Below are 16322 nucleotides of genomic sequence, written 5' to 3'. Positions count from 1 at the left end.
TCGGCATCGGTCAGTACGGTACCGCCACGCCGTTCTCGACCTTGACGCGGTCGCCGATGCGCATCTGGTAGGCGTTGGACTGCGTCAGCGTCAGGTAGGCGTTGTCGCTGGTGCGCACGCGCACGCGGTAGGCCGACGCGCTGGTGCCGGTGCGCTTCTCGACCTCGTTGCCGGCCACCGCGCCTACCACGGCGCCGCCGATGGTCGCTACCGTATTGCCGCGGCCGCCGCCGACCTGGTGGCCGAGCAAGCCACCGACGATGCCGCCGACCACCGCGCCCGCGCCGCTGGTCGAGGGCGGCTGGCCGGCAACCACTTCGATGGCCTCTACCCAGCCGTAGCGTACGCCGTACGCCTGGTTGCCGTAGTTGCTGTTGCCATAGCCGTTGCTGTCGTAGCCGCCGTCCGGATATTGCTGCTGCGGATACCCCTGTTGCGGATAGCCTTGCTGCGGATATTGCTGTTGAGGGTAGCCCTGCTGGGGATAGCCCTGCTGCGCCGGGTAGCCGCTGATGGTGGTGCCGCTGGTGCCGTAGTTGCCGCCATAGCTTCCACCATAGCTGCCGCCATAGGCGGTATTGGTGCCGTAGCTGCCGTAGCCGCTGCCATACCCCCCGCCATAGCCGTTGTCATAGCCATACGGCGTGGCACACCCGGCGAGCGCACCGGCGCCCAGCACCGCAAGCACAACCGAACGAAAGGGGATGGACATGGCTCGACTCCTGCGCACTGCGCTTATTGATGATGGTGATGAATGCGCGCGAGTCTAGGGCCGCGCGCGGGCGGCGGGTGTCACCGGAGCTTTTGATTGGTAACCGCCTGTAACCGGATCCGTGGCACCCGGTTGGCACCCGGTTGGCGCTCGGCTGGCAGGCTCAGCCGCGCTCGGCGCCGTCGTCGTTGAACTGCGTGATGCGTGCCACGCGGAAGGTGTTGCGCAGCGATTCCAGCTCGGTCCGGTGCAGCATCGCCAGCCGGTTCAGGCTGCGCTCGCCCTTGGCCAGCAGGTGCACCTGCACCACGCGCCGGTCCTCGGGATTGAGGCGGCGCTTGACCAGTCCGGCCGCCTCGCAGCGGTTGACCAGCGCCACCACGCCGTGCTGCTTGGCCTGCAGTCGTTCGGCCAGCTCGCCGATCGAGGCCCACTCCTTGTCGGCGCTGCCGCGGATATGCAGCAGCAGCAGGTACTGCTGCACGGTCAGCCCTTCCTCGCGCGCCGCATCCTCGGAAAACCGCAGGAAGCGCCGCAGCTGGTAGCGGAAGTCCGAGAGCGCCTCGAAATCCGCCTTGTTGAGCGGCGCAGGGTTGCGGGACGAGGCTGGCTTGCTGGGCATAGGACGAGACGGAAGAACGGCGCAAGGCGCAAAAAAAAACGGGGACGTGCCCGCCGCCGGCGCAGTGCGGCCGCGGGCGCTCGCAATTATAGGGCGGCGCCGGCATGTTGGACGCGCCACAGGCACGCGACCCGGATGTGCCGACGTGACGCCGGGCTATGGCAGAATCTGTGCGGTTGCAGACACCCTAACCCCACCGGAAACCGCATCGATGTTTACGGAAATCGCCCTCTTCCTGCTGGATACCATCTTTACCTTGTTCGGCATGGCCCTGCTGCTGCGCGTCTGGATGCAGCTGACGCGGCTGCCGACGCGCAACCCGGTCTCGCAGGGCGTGTTCCAGATCACCGACTGGCTGGTGCGGCCGCTGCGCCGGATCATTCCGGGCGTGGGCGGCATCGACTGGGCCACGGTGGTGGCGGCCTGGCTGACGGCGGTCGTGTTCCTGCTGCTGGTCGCGCTGCTCAGCGGCGCCGACCTGCTGGCGTTCCTGCCGGCGGTGCTGCTGACCGCGTTGCTCTATGTGCTGAAGTGGGCGATCAGCCTGGTGATGTGGGTCACGCTGCTGATGGCGATCCTGTCGTGGGTCAACCCGCATTCGCCGATCACGCCCGCCATCGACCACCTGACCGCGCCGGTGCTGCGCCCGATCCAGCGCGTGGTGCCCCGCCTCGGGGGCTTCGATGTCTCGCCGCTGGTGCTGTTCGTGATCGCGCAGATCCTGCTGATGGTGGTCGCCAGGCTGGGCGCGAGCGTGTTCAACATGCATTTTTGAGGACCGCAGGCCGCTGCGATGGGGCCGGGCACTGGCCGGCGCATTGTCCAGATGTCTGGACAGTGTTTCGAGAATTGACGCTTTTTCTGCTTAGTGTGAAGTCCTACATTACAGGCAACGTGGCGCTGCAGCCACGCACCCTGCCAAGAAGGACCACACCATGAAGACCCTCGCACAACCCCGCAACCTGGCGCTTTCGCTGCTGTGCGCGGCCGGCCTGTCGTTTGCCGCCGCTGCCGCGCACGCCTCTGAACCCGTTTCCGATATTGCGCGCCTCGACGGCGGCATCGCCCACGCCAGCAAGGCCGATCCTTTCCTGGACGGCGCTCGATATGCCTTCCGGAACGGCCGCGCCGATCCGTTCACCGACGGTGCCAGGCAAGGCAAGGTCGATCCGTTCACCGACGGCGCCGCCATCACCGGCCGTCGCGACAGCTTCACCGAAGGCGCCTGAGTCTGCGCGTTTTCCCTTGCCACGGCCTTGCGCCGTGGTGGCCCGCCGGCGTCCTCAACCCGCAGGGCGGGCCTCTCCCTGTGCCAGGCCGCTTCCGTCCGCCTGCGCGTCGTCTTCGGGCCCAGCGCCCTCCCTCGCCCACTCGCCGGGCTCGATCCCTTCCAGGCCTGGCTCGGGCCCCAGCTCCGACACCATCATCGACTCGATCGCTTCCATGAACACGCGCACCTTGCGCGGTTGCAGGCGCCGGTCCGGCAGCAGCGCGAACACGCGCAGCGGCGGCAGCGGGAAATCCGGCAGCACCCGCACCAGGCGGCCCTGCGCGATCTCGGCCTCGCAGTAGTTCACCGACAGGCGCGCGATGCCGAGGCCCGCCAGCGCGCCCTGCAGGCGCAGCTCGGCGTTGAAGGTCTGCATGCGCGGGCGGATCGGCACAGAGACGGTCTCGCCGTCGCGGGTGAATTCCCACACCGTGTCGCCCGGCGTGGTCAGCGTCGGCATGTTGGCCAGGTCTTCCGGGCGCAGCTGCGCCGGCAGGCTGTCCGCCAGCGACGGCGCGGCGAACAGCCCGCGCTCGACGTGGTAGATGCGGCGGGCCACCGTGCCGGAGTCGGGCAGGTCGGCATCGACGATGACGAACGCCACGTCAAACCCGTCGCGGATCGGGTCGACCAGTCCCTGCGTGATCTCGACCGCCACATCCAGCGCCGGATGCGCGACGAGTGTACGGCAGATCACCCCGCCCAGTTGCTGGGCGCCAAATTCATAAGGTGTGGCGATGCGCAGCACGCCCTGCACGCGCTCCTCGCGCGCCAGCGTTTCCTGGCGGATCTCGCGCAGCCGCGCGAACAGCGGCGCCACGTCGCGATAGACCGCCTTGCCGGCATCGGTGAGGCGCATGCGCCGCGTGGTGCGCTCCAGCAGCTTGGCGCCGATGGCGGTTTCCAGCCGCGCGACCGCGGCCGAGACGCGCGACTTGGGGCAATCGAGCTGCTCCGCCGCGGCCGTGAACGTTCCCTGCTCGACGACGCAGCAGAACGCTTCCCAGTCGTTCCATTGAATTGTTTGATTCACCGGACAATGTTTCCCTGACAGCCTGTAGTTCTCGGCGGCAGGCGACATTATGCTTGAGCGATGCAACAAACGCCTGTCCCGGCTGCACCGGACGGCTCAGCCCCAGCGCTGGCAACATCAGTCCCGGCAGCCCTCGCCCCCGCTACGACACCGGCCTCCGCCCCAGCACACCCCCGCATGCAACTCACCAGTCACCCCGAAATGGGTCACTGGCGTCTTTCATTGTTCGGCCTGACGCTCGGCCTGGTCACCGGCATCGACTTTTCTTCCACGTTGATGATGGGCGTGGCCAGCCAGCATATCCAGGGCGCCGTCGGCGCCGCGCCGGAAGACTACCTGTACGCGGTCTCGGCTTATGCCGCCACCGCGGTGCTGATGAACATGGTGCTCGACCAGGTCGCGCGCCGCATCACGTACAAGCGCTTTACGCTGGTGTCGCTGGTGGTGTTCATCCTGGGTTCGCTGATCTGTGCCGAATTTGCCACCCCCACCGGGCTCATCTCCGGCAAGGCGGTGCAGGGCCTGGGCGCCGGGGGCCTGTTCGCGGCCTCGCGCATCCTGGTGCAGCTGGTGTCGACGCCGGCCGAACGCGGCGCGCTAATGCTGCGCTTCGGCGGCGGCGCGTTCTCGATGCTGGCGCTCGCGCCGTGGCTGACCAGCATGTTCCTCGACGATATCGGCTGGCGCGCGGTGTTCCTGTTCCAGGCCGGCATTGCCTTGCCGGTGCTGCTGTCGGTGGCGCTGACCTACCCCACGCGCGCGCCGCGCGACCGGCATCCGCCGGTGTCGACGCTGGACTGGCCCGCCGCGATCGCCGCCGCGGCCGGCGCGCTGGTGATCCTGCATACGCTGCAGGAAATGCGCTACACGCGCTTCTTCAGTTCGCTGGAAATGCCGCTGGCGGCGCTGTGCGGGCTGGCGCTGTTTGCCTTCGCCGGCTGGCGCCTGTACCGCCATCCCGACCCGTGGATCGACCTGTCGCGGCTGGCCGGGCGCCAGTATCTCTACGGGCTGGGCTTCTACACGCTGTATTACCTGATGTCGTCGGCATGGGCCTTCCTGCTGCCGTCGCTGACGCAGACCGGCCTGGGCCTGACCTTCCGCACCACCTGCATGCTGCTGGCAACCAGCGGCGCGGTGGCGACCATCGGCGCCGTGGCCATCACGCTGGGCATGGCGCTGGTATTCCGCAAGCGGCGCGTGATCGCGCTTGGCTTTGTCTTCTATGCCTGCGCCGCGATGCTGTTTTCGCACCAGCTGATGCCGGGCGCCCCCGACTATGCGCTGGTGCCGGTGGTGCTGCTGGAAGGGCTGACGCCGGTGCTGCTGATGGTGCAGGTGGCATCGATGACCTACCTGGAGGTGCCGGTCGAGGATTTCTCGCACGCCTACCAGTTCAAGAACGTGTGCAAGCAGATTGCCTCGGCCGTGGGCACCGGCCTGGCCAGCGTGTTCATGCAGGACGGGCTGGCCGAGCACCGCACCCACCTGGTCGAGCAGGTCACGCGCTTCAACCCGGCGCTGCAATCGCCGGATGCGCTGTCGGCCTCCGGGCTGGCGAAGATCTCGCTGGAAATCGACCGGCAGGCCACGCTGCTGGCAGGTATGGACATGCTGCATGGCTTCGCGGTGATCTGTGTGCTTGGCGCGGTGTTCGTGCTGGTGCAGCGCAGCTTCCGCTAAGACGCCTCTCCAGCCCCCGATAACAAGGGAGGCGGTGCAGGAGACAGCATGGCGGCGGCGTTCCGAACGGGCGCCGCCGGGGCCATGCCGCCATCCCCCGCTGGTGGTGAGCCATGGGGGCCGGCACTGGCGTTGTGCCGGCATTTCCTCTACCCTTTCGGCCTTTCCGTGCCAATCCGGCGACCCGCGCCGGTGCTACACCGATGGCCAGTTCCACCGACTCCCCCCGCGACGCGCAGACGCCCCAGGGCGCAGGCAGCGCCGCCGCGCCCGAGAAGCCAAGCGACAGCTATGTGCAGTCCTTTGCACGCGGGCTGTCGGTCATCCGTGCCTTCAATGCCCAGCACCCGGCACAGACGCTGACGGAAATCGCCCAGGCCAGCGGCCTGACGCGCGCGGGCGCGCGCCGCATCCTGCTGACACTGGTGGGACTGGGCTATGTGCAGGCGGACGGGCGGCTGTTCCGGCTGACGCCCAAGATCCTCGACCTCGGCTTTGCCTACCTGACCTCGATGCCGTTCTGGAACCTGGCCGAGCCGATCATGGAGACACTGTCGCAGCAGGTGCATGAAAGCTGCTCGATCTCCGTGCTGGACGGGACCGAGATCGTCTACGTGCTGCGCGTGCCGGCGCGCAAGATCATGACCATCAACCTGTCGATCGGCAGCCGGCTGCCGGCGTATTGCTCGTCGATGGGCCGCGTGCTGATGGCAGGGCTGAACGAAGCCGAGCTGGACGCCGTGCTGCGCGCCAGCGAACTGCGCGCGCGCACCAGCCGCACCGTGACTGACATCGAAGCGCTGAAGACCATCGTCGCCGATATCCGCACGCGCGGCTGGGCGTTGAACGACCAGGAGCTGGAAGAGGGACTGGTGTCGCTGGCGGCGCCGATCCGCAACCGCGCCGGCCAGACCATCGCCGCGATCAATATCAGCGGCCAGGCCAATCGCACCAGCGCGCAGGAAATGCTGGAGCGCTTCCTGCCGCCGCTGCTCGAAGCTTCGGAAAAAATTTCAGGGCTGGTCGGGCTGCGTACCTGAAGGCCGGCCCCACCACCCGCGCCGGCTGCCTCAGCCGGCCACCGGCAGCGCCACGCTGCCGAACTCGGCCGAACGCGTGCCGTCCAGCGGCCGGTTGCTGGCGCCGAAGTACGCAAAGGCAACCGACAGCTTGACCGCGTTGGAGGCATTGCGGCCCGCCGCGTGGAACAGCCGGCTGTCGAAGAACAGCACGTCGCCGCGGTGCAGCGCGAGCGGCCGCGCCGCCTGCAGCAGCGGCTGGCTGGCGGGATGCGCCTCGATCAGGAATTCCGCGGGATCCAGCTGGCCCGGCTCCAGCGCCGCGCGGTGCGAGCCCGGAATGACGCGCAGCACGCCGTTGCTTTCATCCTCGTCGCCCAGCGCCAGCCAGACCGTCACCAGCTCGGGCTTGGCAAACGACCAATAGCGCGTATCGCGGTGCCAGCCGGTCTGGCTGCCGTAGTGCGGGTGCTTGGTCATCACGCAGTTGTGGTGCGCCAGCGTCAGGCACGCGGGTTCGCCCAGCAGCGCCTGCACCACCGACACCAGCTTCGGAGCGGTAGCCCAGTCGTGGAACACTTCGTCGCGGCCGTAGGCCTGGCGCAGCCGCCTGACGGTGCCGCCGCCGGCGGCGTCGCGCGCGGCCGGGGCGCCGGGATAGCCCAGGTCGGCCTCGAACTCCACCGGTGGCACCACCGCCGCCAGGTGCCTGCGCGCCACCGCTTCCAGCGCGGCGCAGTCTGCCTCGCTCCCGAAGCCGCGCAGGATCACGAAGCCGTTGGCATGGAAGGCCTGCGCCAGGCGCAGCAGCGCGTCGGAATCGGCGGCGCCGGGGGTCAGCACGGCAGCCGCAGGGAGGTCGGCACGGAGGTCGGCACGGAGGTCGGCGGAGGGGTCCAGCGAGGCAGTCATTGCAGCGGGCAGCGGAAGGAGAAAGAAATACGGTTGGGCCGGCGGTGGCCCGACAGGCTCATGATGCCAGAACCCGCGCAAACTGGCGCAGCCTGTGCGCCATCCGGGTGCATCGCCGCCGGCCCGGGGTGTCTCCGTTCGGAAACAGACGGTGCCGCGTGCCGCGCACGCCGCTACAATGCGCTGCACTGCGTCCCCGTTTTTGCCGCCGGTCCGGCTCCCTTCCAACTCCCTTGCGCCGAGGTCCAACGTGACTGCTCGCCCACGCATCGTCGCTTCGCTGGCCGAGGCCCAGGCCCAGCTGGGCCGCATCGTCCTTGGCAAGCCGCAGCAGGTCCGGCTGGCGCTGGCCTGCATGCTGGCGGGAGGCCACCTGCTGCTGGAAGACGTGCCCGGCGTGGGCAAGACCACGCTCGCGCATGCGCTGGCGCGTACGCTCGGGCTGCAGTACCAGCGCGTGCAGTTCACCAGCGACCTGCTGCCGGCGGACCTGATCGGCGTCTCGGTGTTCGTGCGCGATGCGGGCGAATTCCGCTTCCATCGCGGCCCGGTGTTCGCGCAGGTAGTGCTGGCCGACGAGATCAACCGGGCGCCGCCCAAAACCCAGAGCGCCCTGCTCGAAGCCATGGCCGAGCGGCAGGTGACCCATGACGGCACCACGCACGCGCTGCCGGAACCGTTCTTCGTGATCGCCACGCAGAATCCGCTGGAGCAGCTGGGCACCCATGCGCTGCCTGAATCGCAGCTCGACCGCTTCACCATGCGCGTGTCGCTGGGCTATCCCGATCCCGCCTTCGAGCGCGTGCTGTACCTCGGCGGCGCCAGCGCGGCGGAAGCCACGCCGGTCATGGATGCCGCGCAGGTGCTGGCCCTGCAGCAGGCCGCCGCGCAGGTGTACGCCAGCCCCGCGCTGGTCGATTATGTGCTGGCACTGGTGCAGGCCACGCGGCGCCACAGCGGCTTTGCCGCCGGCCTGTCGCCGCGCGCCGGGCTGGCGCTGCTGGCCTGCGCGCGCGCACGGGCCCTGCTGGCGCAGCGCGAACTGGTGCTGCCCGAGGATGTGCAGGCGGTCTTTGCCGCCGTTGCCGCGCACCGGCTGCTGCCGGCGGGCGGCGGCAGCCCCGCGGCGGTGGACGGCGAGCTGGCGGCGCTGCTTGCCGGCGTGGCCATTCCCTGACGCCCATGGCGAGCGATCCGCTGGCGGCGCCGCACGACAACCGGAACGCGGCCGCACACCATCGCCTGCCCTGGCCAGGCCTGTTCGCGTCCGTCAGGCTCTTCCGCCAGCGCATTGCCGCGCGCCGGCCGTCCGGCGGCACCGTGCGGCTGGACCGGCGCCATCTCTATATCCTTCCCGCGCGGGGCGGCATCGGCTTTGCCGTGCTGCTCGGCGCGATGCTGCTGACTTCGCTCAACTACAACATCAGCCTGGGCTTCGCGCTGACCTTCCTGCTGGCCGGCATCGGCATGTCATGCATGTGGCTGGCCTACCGCAACCTGCTCGAACTGGCGGTGAGCGCGGGCACGGTGGCGCCGGTGCATGCCGGCCAGCTCGCGGTGTTTGCGCTGCGCGTCGACAACGCCGACGCCGGCGCGCGCATCGGCATCGAGGCGCGCGTGCCGGCGCTGCCAGAAGTCGTGCCGGCCACGCTGACGCTGGACGGCCACGCCAGCGGCACGCTTGCGCTGCACGTGCCGGCGCCGCGGCGCGGACGGCTGGCGCTGCCGCGCGTGGTGATCAGCAGCCGCTTCCCATTCGGGCTGTTCCGCGTCTGGAGCCATGCGGACCTGCCGCTGTCGACGCTGGTCTACCCGGCGCCGGAAGTTAATGCACCGCCCCCGCCCGCCGCGTATCGCCCTGGCGCGGATGACGCGGGACCTGCCGCGTCATCCGTTCCGGGCGACGACGGCATCGACCAGCTGCGGCGCTACCGCAGCGGCGACCCGCTGCACCGGATCGCGTGGAAGCACAGCGCGCGCACCGGCCGATGGCTGAGCCGCAGCGGCGATCCACCGCAGCGCCCGGCGCGCTGGCTCGACTGGCAGGCGATGCCCGCGGGCATGGACGCCGAAGCGCGGCTGTCGCGGCTGTGCGCCTGGCTGCTGGCCGCGCCGGACGATGCGGAAATCGGCCTGCGCCTGCCGGGCCTCGAATTGCCGCCCGCATGCGGCGCAAGCCATCGGCGCGCCTGTCTTGAAGCGCTGGCGTTGTGGCCGCAGCATCCAACGCGGCCCGGAGCCCGCCGATGAACGCCGTGGCAAGGCCGCTGCGGCATGAAGACCACGGCATGCTGCTCGGCCAGCTGGCGCTGGTGCTGGCGCCGCAGGCGCGGACCTTGCCGGTGTCGGTCAGCCTGCTGTTGTTGCTGCTGCTGGGCTGGCGCTGGCTGCTGTGGCGCCGGCGCGCGCCGCTGCCGTCGCGCTGGATGCTCGGCACCACCGCGCTGCTGGTGCTGCTGGTGGCCAGTGCGCTGGCCTGGCAGGCCGGCGGCGGCGTGGGGCGCGAGCTGGCGGTGGCGCTGCTGGGTGCGTTCGTCATCCTCAAGCTGCTCGAGTGCCGCGCGCTCGGCGATGCCACGCTGGTGACGCAGTTGTCCTTCTACCTGATACTGACGCTGTACCTGTCGGACCAGCCTTTCTGGCTGGCGCTGTACAGCCTGGCCATCGGCGCCTGGGTGTTGCGCAACTGGCTGCTGCTGCACCACCCGGAGGCGCGCAGCCGGCTGGCGATCTGGCCGATGCTGAGCCGCATGGCGCTGCTCGGCCTGCCGTGGGCGGTGGCCATGTTCGTGCTGTTCCCGCGGCTGGAGCATCCGCTGTGGCAGCTGCCGCAGTCCGCGCCCACCGGCACCACCGGCCTCAGCGATACCATGCGGCCAGGCAGCGTCGGCCAGCTGATCCGCTCGCCGGCGCTGGCGCTGCGCGCTGAAGTCGCCGGCCCGCCGCTGCCTGCCGCGGCGCTGTACTGGCGCGCGCTGGTGCTGTGGGAGTACGACGGCACCACCTGGCGTCCGGCGCGGCAGCGCCTGCACGCGCAGGCGCCCGCACCTGCGATGGCAGTGGCTGGGCGTGGAGTCGACTACAGCATCACGCTCGAGCCCAGTTCGCAGCACTGGCTGCTGGTGCTGGACCGCGGACAGGCCCTGTCGCCATCCGCCGACGCCGCCGTCACGCCAGATGGCGAATTCCTGTCGCGCCGGCCGGTGGACCAGCGCATCCGCTACCAGGCGCGATCGACGCTCACGCCGGCACCGGAGGCGCTGGATGCCGCCACGCGCCGGCTGGCGCTGGCCCTGCCCGCAGGCAACCCGCGCGCCCGCGCGCTGGCGTCAACATGGGCCGCGCAGCACGCCGATCCCGCCGCACGCGTGCAGGCGGCACTGCGCCTGTTCGCCGCCGCGCCGTTTGCCTACACGCTTAGCCCGCCACAGCTCGGCGCGGAGCAGGTCGACAGCTTTGTGTTCGACACCCGGCGCGGCTTCTGCGAACACTACGCCAGCAGCTTCGTCTTCCTGATGCGCGCCGGCGGCGTGCCGGCACGGGTCGTCACTGGCTACCAGGGCGGCGAATACAACCCCATCGGCGGCCACTACGTGGTGCGCCAGTCCGACGCCCACGCCTGGGCCGAAGTCTGGCTCGACGGCCGCGGCTGGGTGCGCGTCGATCCCACCAGCGCGGTCGCGCCCAGCCGGATCGAGCGGGGCCTGGACGCCGTCCTTGGCGCCGAGGCCGCGGCCTGGCGCCCGGCGCACCAGCCGGGCTGGCTGCAGGATGTCCGTTGGGCCTACGAGGGCATGGTCTACCGCTGGCAGCGCTGGGTGCTGCAGTACGACCACGCGCAACAGGCGCGCCTGCTGGCCACCCTCGGCACGGGCGCCAGTGCCGGGCAGCTGCTGGCCGGCGCGCTCGGGGTGCTGTGCCTGCTCGCACTGGTGCCGCTGTGGCGGCGCCGGGAGCGGGCCGATCCGCTTGACGCAGCCTACGACCGCTTCTGCGAACTGTTGGCCCGGCACGGCTGCGCGCGCGCGCCGGCCGAAGGTCCCCAGGACTTCGCCGCACGCGCCAGCACCCGACTGCCGCAGGCGGCCGCAGCCATCGCGGCGGTTGCCGCGGCCTACATCGGGCAACGCTATGGCAATGCCGATCCGGCTCACGTGCGGCAGGCGGCGGAGCGCATGCGGGCGGGTACGCGGGACATCGCGGGCGCGCTGCGTCGGTAATCAATCCGTCGCCAACGGATTGCTGCCCGCCATGAGTTTCGAAGCCCGCATAGATCGCTATTGCGCCAACCATCCCGAAGCGCCGCGCGACCTGATCCTGGCCTCGCGCTTGCTGCTGCGCGCGCATATCGACCAGGCGCTCGCCCCCTTTGAGCTGGACATGAACCAGTACCTGGTGATGAGCATGCTGTCGGCCGACGAAGGCCAGCCCAGCATGGCGTCCGAGTTGGGTACGACACTGGACGTCACCCGCACGCAGATGACGCGGCTGCTGGACGGGCTCGAAGCGCGGGGCCTGCTGCGCCGCCAGGCGTCGGCGCAGGACCGCCGCGGACTGGAACTGACCCTGACCGCGGCCGGACGGCGCCTGCTGGAGCGGGCCGCGCCGGTGGTCCACGCCGCCTACGGCGAGGCCTGGGCACCGGTGGGCGCGAGCGGCCTCGCCGGTGCCACCCGCGCGCTGACGCAGTTGCACCGGACCCTGCAAGCCCTGCAGCCATGACGGCCGGCACATCCTGGCGGCCGCTGTCGCGGCTGCGCGTCGACATGCGCTGGCTGCGCTGGCTCAGCCACCGCCAGCGCCAGACGCTGCTGATGATGCTGCTGGCGCTGGCCACCGGCGTGGAGTTCCTCGAGAACATCATGTTCGTGTTCGCGTCGAGCCATATCGTCGGCGGCATCGGCGCCGATCCGCGCACCTTTGCCCCGGTGCAGGCGGCCTACGCCGTCGGCAGCATGCTGATGATCCTCAAGCAGCGGTGGCTGTTGCGCCGGTTTGGGTACCGCTATTAGCTGACCGGCGCCCTGCTGCTGTTCATGGCCGGTACGCTTGCTGCGGCCACCGGCCATACGCTGGCGCAGATGTGGCGGCGCGTTTTGTCCAGGGCGTGCAGCAATGGGGGGCGTCGGTGCAGGCGGCGCTGTCCGCGCGCGGCTTCGACATGGCACAGGCACACCAGGGAGCACTGGCGCAACTCGCAGCGATGGTCGAGCAACAGGCCAGGCTGATTGCCTGCGAGGATATCTACCGGTTGATTGCGGTGCTCGCGCTTGGCGCGGCGGCGTTTCATGCTGGCGCAGCGGCGTCTGGCCTGAAACGCGCGCATTTTCCCGCCGTCAGTGGCGGAACGCTGGATTGACTGCAGGGCGAATGAATCGGGGAGGTGCGGAGTCGCCGCGCAGCGGATGATGGCGCGGACGGGTCGCAGTGCCGGCAGAGGCGGCAGCGGCGAAATACCTGCTCAGAACAGCGACAGCTGGCGCATGCCGAAACCGATGGTTTCTTCGACGCGCGCGCGTGCGTGGGCCAGCGATCCTTCGGCGCCCGAGTAATTGCCTGCGGCCCAGTGGTAGACCACGGGAACTTCGCCGCGCTCGGACAGGCGCACCTCGCCAAGCTTGTCGCCGCGTTCATTGCGGTAGAAATGCGAGCGATAGCCGCGCTCCCAATGCGGGGCGACTACTTTCTTGCGCCGCCGGGGCTTCGGCGCGGAGCCGGCCGCCGACGTCGTTGACGCCAGTCGCCGCGCTCTATCGGTACCCGGCGTTGTGGCGCGGGTGAAATCCAACTGCATAGACTTCCTTTTTGTCGATTCAGCAGAACCAGGGCCGGCGGGGGCTACCGCCGCATGCTTCGTGCATCGCAGTCGAGATAATACCTGTTGGCGCGCCTTCTGTAAGTAATTGGTTGTGCGGAATGCCGCTTCCCATAAGGCTTAGCGGGCCGTATACCGGTCGAGGTATACGGCCCGCGTTAACCCAAAAGCCTTGTCTGTTAACGATTAGCGGGTAGCGCCGGCGCGCCCGGTGTCAGCCGATATCGAGCGGAATAAAGATGCGGGCATCGTCGCGCTGCACCAGCAGCGCCACCTGCTTGCCGGACTTTGCCACCAGCGCTTTCAGCTGCTCGGCCGAAGTGATCGGCGTGCCGTTGAGCGACAGGATCACGTCGCCCGGCTGGATGCCAACCCGCGCCGCTGGCCCGGCCACGCCTTCGACCACCAGGCCGCCTTCGATGCCGCTGTCGCGCTTTTCTGCCGGCGACAGCGGACGCACCGCCAGCCCGAGCCGGCCGCTGGCCTCGTTGGTGCCGCCCTTCTGCGCCACCGCCTGGTCCTTGGCCGTGCCGATTTTCACCGACAAGGTCATCGGCTCGCCCTTGCGGATGATCTTCAGCGAGCTTTGCGTGCCGGGCTTGAGGTCGGCCACATGCTCGGGCAGGTCGCCCGAATGGTCGATCACGTCGTTGCCCAGCTGCACGATCACGTCGCCCGGCTTCAGGCCGGCTCGCGCTGCGGGACTGTCCGGCTCGACCGAGTTGACCAGCGCGCCGGTCGGCTTGGACAAGCCGAACGATTGCGCCAGCGCCTGGTTGACTTCCTGCACGCTGATGCCGAGGCGGCCGCGCGTGACCTTGCCGGTCGCCACCAGCTGCTGCTGGACCTTGGTGGCCACGTCTATCGGGATCGCGAACGACAAGCCCTGGTAGCCACCGGTCTGGCTGTAGATCTGCGCGTTGATGCCGATCACCTCGCCACGCTGGTTGAACAGCGGGCCGCCCGAGTTGCCCGGGTTGACGGCCACGTCGGTCTGGATGAACGGCACGTAGGTATCGTCAGGCAGCGAGCGCGACTTGGCGCTGACGATGCCGGCAGTCACGGTGTTCTCGAAGCCGTACGGCGAACCGATGGCCAGCACGGGCTCGCCGACGCGCACCTGCGAGGGATCGCCCAAGCGAACCGTCGGCAGGTTCTTGGCATCGATGCGGATCACCGCCACATCGGTCTGCGGATCCGTGCCCAATACCTTGGCCTTGAATTCGCGACGGTCGGTGAGCTTGACGGTCACCTCCTGCGCGCCGTCGACGACGTGCGCATTGGTCAGGATCAGGCCGTCAGGGCTGACGATAAAGCCGGAGCCCAGGCCGCGCACCAGTTGCTGCTGGCCACCTTGCGGGCCCTGGAACTGAGGGCCGAAGCGCTTGAAGAACTGGAACAGCGGATCGTCGGGATCGATCCCGGGCGGCATCTGCGCGGCGGTGCGTTGGGCGCGCGCGGTCACGCTGATATTGACCACGGCGGGTCCATATTGCGCAACGATGCCGGAGAAGTCCGCCGGCGTGGCCACGGCGGCCGCTGGCTGCGTGGCTGCGAGGGGCGTCGGCATGGGAGCAGCGTATCCGGGCGTGACGACTTCCTTCTGCAGGTAGGCATACCCGCCGCCCAGGGCGGCGAGGGCCGCAATACCGACGGCCGTGCGAGCAATGGTCTGGCGAATCATGTCAGGGTCCTTACGTAGAAGATCTGGCGTCGGCACTTTGCGACGCGACGGGATCATGCTAACGACCGAGACTTAAAACAGGCTTAAGGTTACGAGTGCCTTGATTATCACTTTTAGCGCAGGTGACAAATTTATGTTGCACACAATTCAATTGCGTATAATATATCGGCATGGAACGCAACAACGATGACACCTCGAATTGGCTGCTGCTCGATCGGCAACTATGCTTTGCCCTGTATTCGACGTCGCTTGCGATGACCAAGCTGTACAAGCCCATGCTTGGTGAGCTTGGACTCACTTATCCGCAATACCTGGTGATGCTTGTATTGTGGGAGACTGAAACGCTGACGGTATCGGAACTGGGTGGTCGCCTTGCGCTGGATTCCGGCACGCTGACACCGTTGTTGAAGCGGCTGGAAGCCACCGGCCTGGTTACCCGCAACCGCGATACCGGCGACGAGCGCCGGGTACTGGTGCGCGTGACCGAGGCCGGTCGGGCCCTGCGCGATGCAGCCGAACGTATTCCTGAACAGATGTTGTGCGCCACGCAGTGCCCGGTCGAAGAAATCCAGGCCCTGACGCAGCGCCTGCATGCACTGCGGTCCACGCTGGAAGCAGCGCGTACCGATTTCCCACCGCCGCACGACGGCAAGCCTTGATACGCCCCTGCGGGCAACCAAACGGAGCCTTAAATGAAACTCGAAAAAGTCGTTTATACCGCCCATGCCAAAGCAACCGGCGGCCGCGATGGCCGGGCCACAACCTCCGATAGCCAACTCGACGTCAAGCTGGCAGTGCCCAAGGAAATGGGCGGCGCCGGCAACGGCCTGAACCCGGAACAGCTGTTTGCCGCTGGCTACTCGGCCTGCTTCCTGGGCGCGATCCGGTACGTGGCCGGCCAGCAAAAAATCAATGTACCGGCAGAGGCTTCGATCGAAGGCGCCGTCGGCATCGGGCCGATTCCGCAAGGTTTCGGCATCCAGGTCGAGCTGAAGATTTCGCTGCCGGGCTTCGAACGCGAAGCGGCGGAGAAACTGGTGGAGCAGGCTCACCAGGTTTGCCCGTATTCGAATGCCACCCGCGGCAATATCGACGTGACGCTGACGGTCGTCTGATTCCGCGCCCAGACAAAACGGCCAGGATCGCCTAGCGGTCCTGGCCGTTTTTATTTTGGGTCTTCGTGCTGCGCACAGAACGCGCGCTTCTGCGCCGCACTCATCCGCTTGATCTCGATTTCCGCCTTCAATGCTTCCGATTTGGTTTCAAAACGAAGCCGCACCATGACCCGGATGGGCTTGCGCGAACGCGTATATTTGGCCCCCTTTCCCGACAGATGCTCCGCAAAGCGCCGATCGACGTCGGTGGTGATCCCGGTATAGATCGAGTCACCGGTGCATTCGAGCAGGTAGAGATACCAGGCGCAGTCGTCTGACATGGAATGAAAGGTCTAAGCGAGCCGATAAACCGCTGATAAACTCGAAGCCGCAAAAAGCAAAAACCCCTCGCAGCACATGCTGTCGAGGGGTTTTGCACAATAAGAGCCTGGCGATGACCTACTTTCACACGGGTAAT

The 16322-nt window shown here is 68.4% G+C and carries 17 protein-coding genes and 1 pseudogene; 11 read left to right on the top strand and 7 right to left on the bottom strand.

All coding sequences use genetic code 11. The features are described from left to right. Nucleotides 1-10: 10 nt before the first annotated feature. Both IPF36_RS11620 and IPF36_RS11615 read right to left on the bottom strand, forming a co-directional pair. Nucleotides 11-712, bottom strand: coding sequence for a glycine zipper 2TM domain-containing protein (locus IPF36_RS11620; RefSeq protein WP_135703453.1), 702 nt, complete (start codon nucleotides 710-712; stop codon nucleotides 11-13). Between the two features lie 163 nt (nucleotides 713-875). Further along, nucleotides 876-1334, bottom strand: a complete 459-nt coding sequence (locus IPF36_RS11615) for a MarR family winged helix-turn-helix transcriptional regulator (RefSeq protein ID WP_133097926.1) — start codon at nucleotides 1332-1334, stop codon at nucleotides 876-878. 211 nt (nucleotides 1335-1545) lie between these two features. Here IPF36_RS11615 and IPF36_RS11610 point away from each other — a divergent pair, with 211 nt between their 5' ends. After that, nucleotides 1546-2109 carry a YggT family protein gene (locus IPF36_RS11610; RefSeq protein ID WP_133097925.1) on the top strand — a complete coding sequence of 188 codons (564 nt, stop codon included), beginning with the start codon at nucleotides 1546-1548 and terminating at the stop codon, nucleotides 2107-2109. Between the two features lie 160 nt (nucleotides 2110-2269). Then, nucleotides 2270-2563, top strand: coding sequence for a hypothetical protein (locus IPF36_RS11605; protein WP_135703452.1), 294 nt, complete (start codon nucleotides 2270-2272; stop codon nucleotides 2561-2563). Nucleotides 2564-2617: 54 nt separating this feature from the next. Here IPF36_RS11605 and IPF36_RS11600 read toward each other — a convergent pair whose 3' ends face one another. Next, nucleotides 2618-3637 carry a LysR family transcriptional regulator gene (locus IPF36_RS11600; RefSeq protein WP_133097923.1) on the bottom strand — a complete coding sequence of 340 codons (1020 nt, stop codon included), beginning with the start codon at nucleotides 3635-3637 and terminating at the stop codon, nucleotides 2618-2620. Between the two features lie 60 nt (nucleotides 3638-3697). Here IPF36_RS11600 and IPF36_RS11595 point away from each other — a divergent pair, with 60 nt between their 5' ends. Both IPF36_RS11595 and IPF36_RS11590 read left to right on the top strand, forming a co-directional pair. Further along, entirely contained in the window at nucleotides 3698-5320 is a 1623-nt protein-coding gene (locus IPF36_RS11595; RefSeq protein ID WP_195428007.1) for an MFS transporter, read from the top strand. Nucleotides 5321-5523: 203 nt separating this feature from the next. Further along, nucleotides 5524-6360, top strand: a complete 837-nt coding sequence (locus IPF36_RS11590) for an IclR family transcriptional regulator (protein ID WP_133097921.1) — start codon at nucleotides 5524-5526, stop codon at nucleotides 6358-6360. Nucleotides 6361-6390: 30 nt separating this feature from the next. Here the strand turns inward: IPF36_RS11590 and IPF36_RS11585 are convergent, their stop codons facing one another. After that, entirely contained in the window at nucleotides 6391-7251 is an 861-nt protein-coding gene (locus tag IPF36_RS11585) for a phytanoyl-CoA dioxygenase family protein (protein ID WP_135703450.1), read from the bottom strand. Between the two features lie 250 nt (nucleotides 7252-7501). On the opposite strand from IPF36_RS11585, the gene IPF36_RS11580 reads away from it, so the two are divergent. From IPF36_RS11580 to IPF36_RS11560, 5 genes and pseudogenes are all read left to right on the top strand, one after another. After that, nucleotides 7502-8428 carry a MoxR family ATPase gene (locus IPF36_RS11580; protein WP_135703449.1) on the top strand — a complete coding sequence of 309 codons (927 nt, stop codon included), beginning with the start codon at nucleotides 7502-7504 and terminating at the stop codon, nucleotides 8426-8428. A gap of 5 nt (nucleotides 8429-8433) precedes the next feature. After that, nucleotides 8434-9501: a DUF58 domain-containing protein gene (locus IPF36_RS11575; protein WP_135703448.1), complete on the top strand. Its 1068-nt coding sequence runs from the start codon at nucleotides 8434-8436 to the stop codon at nucleotides 9499-9501. Further along, complete coding sequence (locus tag IPF36_RS11570; RefSeq protein WP_195428006.1) at nucleotides 9498-11471, top strand: DUF3488 and DUF4129 domain-containing transglutaminase family protein; 1974 nt, start codon at nucleotides 9498-9500, stop codon at nucleotides 11469-11471. Before IPF36_RS11575 ends, IPF36_RS11570 begins: the two co-directional genes overlap by 4 nt. Before the next feature lie 31 nt (nucleotides 11472-11502). After that, complete coding sequence (locus IPF36_RS11565) at nucleotides 11503-11973, top strand: MarR family winged helix-turn-helix transcriptional regulator (RefSeq protein ID WP_135703446.1); 471 nt, start codon at nucleotides 11503-11505, stop codon at nucleotides 11971-11973. Next, nucleotides 11970-12361: pseudogene (locus IPF36_RS11560) on the top strand (MFS transporter); the annotation flags it as partial. The gene IPF36_RS11565 and the pseudogene IPF36_RS11560, both read left to right, overlap by 4 nt. Nucleotides 12362-12712: 351 nt before the next feature. Here the strand turns inward: IPF36_RS11560 and IPF36_RS11555 are convergent. Both IPF36_RS11555 and IPF36_RS11550 read right to left on the bottom strand, forming a co-directional pair. After that, a complete protein-coding gene (locus IPF36_RS11555) occupies nucleotides 12713-13045 on the bottom strand; it encodes a hypothetical protein (RefSeq protein ID WP_133097915.1) in 333 nt (110 codons plus the stop codon). Between the two features lie 235 nt (nucleotides 13046-13280). Continuing rightward, the gene (locus IPF36_RS11550; RefSeq protein WP_135703445.1) at nucleotides 13281-14750 is read right to left on the bottom strand and encodes a DegQ family serine endoprotease; all 1470 of its coding nucleotides are present in this window, start codon (nucleotides 14748-14750) and stop codon (nucleotides 13281-13283) included. Between the two features lie 170 nt (nucleotides 14751-14920). Here IPF36_RS11550 and IPF36_RS11545 point away from each other — a divergent pair, with 170 nt between their 5' ends. After that, nucleotides 14921-15409 carry a MarR family winged helix-turn-helix transcriptional regulator gene (locus IPF36_RS11545; protein ID WP_195428005.1) on the top strand — a complete coding sequence of 163 codons (489 nt, stop codon included), beginning with the start codon at nucleotides 14921-14923 and terminating at the stop codon, nucleotides 15407-15409. A gap of 33 nt (nucleotides 15410-15442) precedes the next feature. Continuing rightward, entirely contained in the window at nucleotides 15443-15865 is a 423-nt protein-coding gene (locus IPF36_RS11540) for an organic hydroperoxide resistance protein (protein WP_133097912.1), read from the top strand. Nucleotides 15866-15915: 50 nt separating this feature from the next. Here IPF36_RS11540 and IPF36_RS11535 read toward each other — a convergent pair whose 3' ends face one another. Continuing rightward, nucleotides 15916-16185 carry a GIY-YIG nuclease family protein gene (locus tag IPF36_RS11535; RefSeq protein ID WP_063241085.1) on the bottom strand — a complete coding sequence of 90 codons (270 nt, stop codon included), beginning with the start codon at nucleotides 16183-16185 and terminating at the stop codon, nucleotides 15916-15918. Between the last annotated feature and the right edge of the window lie 137 nt (nucleotides 16186-16322).

It is taken from the genome of Cupriavidus sp. IK-TO18 (assembly GCF_015549295.1).
Classification (GTDB): domain Bacteria; phylum Pseudomonadota; class Gammaproteobacteria; order Burkholderiales; family Burkholderiaceae; genus Cupriavidus; species Cupriavidus oxalaticus_A.
This window is presented reverse-complemented; position numbering and strand designations above follow the sequence as displayed.

Bases quoted from the DNA above. Each gene is read 5' to 3' on its own strand.
- IPF36_RS11620 (WP_135703453.1), bottom strand. From the start codon at position 712: ATGTCCATCCCCTTTCGTTCGGTTGTGCTTGCGGTGCTGGGCGCCGGT.
- IPF36_RS11615 (WP_133097926.1), bottom strand. From the start codon at position 1,334: ATGCCCAGCAAGCCAGCCTCGTCCCGCAACCCTGCGCCGCTCAACAAG.
- IPF36_RS11610 (WP_133097925.1), top strand. From the start codon at position 1,546: ATGTTTACGGAAATCGCCCTCTTCCTGCTGGATACCATCTTTACCTTG.
- IPF36_RS11605 (WP_135703452.1), top strand. From the start codon at position 2,270: ATGAAGACCCTCGCACAACCCCGCAACCTGGCGCTTTCGCTGCTGTGC.
- IPF36_RS11595 (WP_195428007.1), top strand. From the start codon at position 3,698: ATGCAACAAACGCCTGTCCCGGCTGCACCGGACGGCTCAGCCCCAGCG.
- IPF36_RS11590 (WP_133097921.1), top strand. From the start codon at position 5,524: ATGGCCAGTTCCACCGACTCCCCCCGCGACGCGCAGACGCCCCAGGGC.
- IPF36_RS11585 (WP_135703450.1), bottom strand. From the start codon at position 7,251: ATGACTGCCTCGCTGGACCCCTCCGCCGACCTCCGTGCCGACCTCCGT.
- IPF36_RS11575 (WP_135703448.1), top strand. From the start codon at position 8,434: ATGGCGAGCGATCCGCTGGCGGCGCCGCACGACAACCGGAACGCGGCC.
- IPF36_RS11570 (WP_195428006.1), top strand. From the start codon at position 9,498: ATGAACGCCGTGGCAAGGCCGCTGCGGCATGAAGACCACGGCATGCTG.
- IPF36_RS11565 (WP_135703446.1), top strand. From the start codon at position 11,503: ATGAGTTTCGAAGCCCGCATAGATCGCTATTGCGCCAACCATCCCGAA.
- IPF36_RS11555 (WP_133097915.1), bottom strand. From the start codon at position 13,045: ATGCAGTTGGATTTCACCCGCGCCACAACGCCGGGTACCGATAGAGCG.
- IPF36_RS11550 (WP_135703445.1), bottom strand. From the start codon at position 14,750: ATGATTCGCCAGACCATTGCTCGCACGGCCGTCGGTATTGCGGCCCTC.
- IPF36_RS11545 (WP_195428005.1), top strand. From the start codon at position 14,921: ATGGAACGCAACAACGATGACACCTCGAATTGGCTGCTGCTCGATCGG.
- IPF36_RS11540 (WP_133097912.1), top strand. From the start codon at position 15,443: ATGAAACTCGAAAAAGTCGTTTATACCGCCCATGCCAAAGCAACCGGC.
- IPF36_RS11535 (WP_063241085.1), bottom strand. From the start codon at position 16,185: ATGTCAGACGACTGCGCCTGGTATCTCTACCTGCTCGAATGCACCGGT.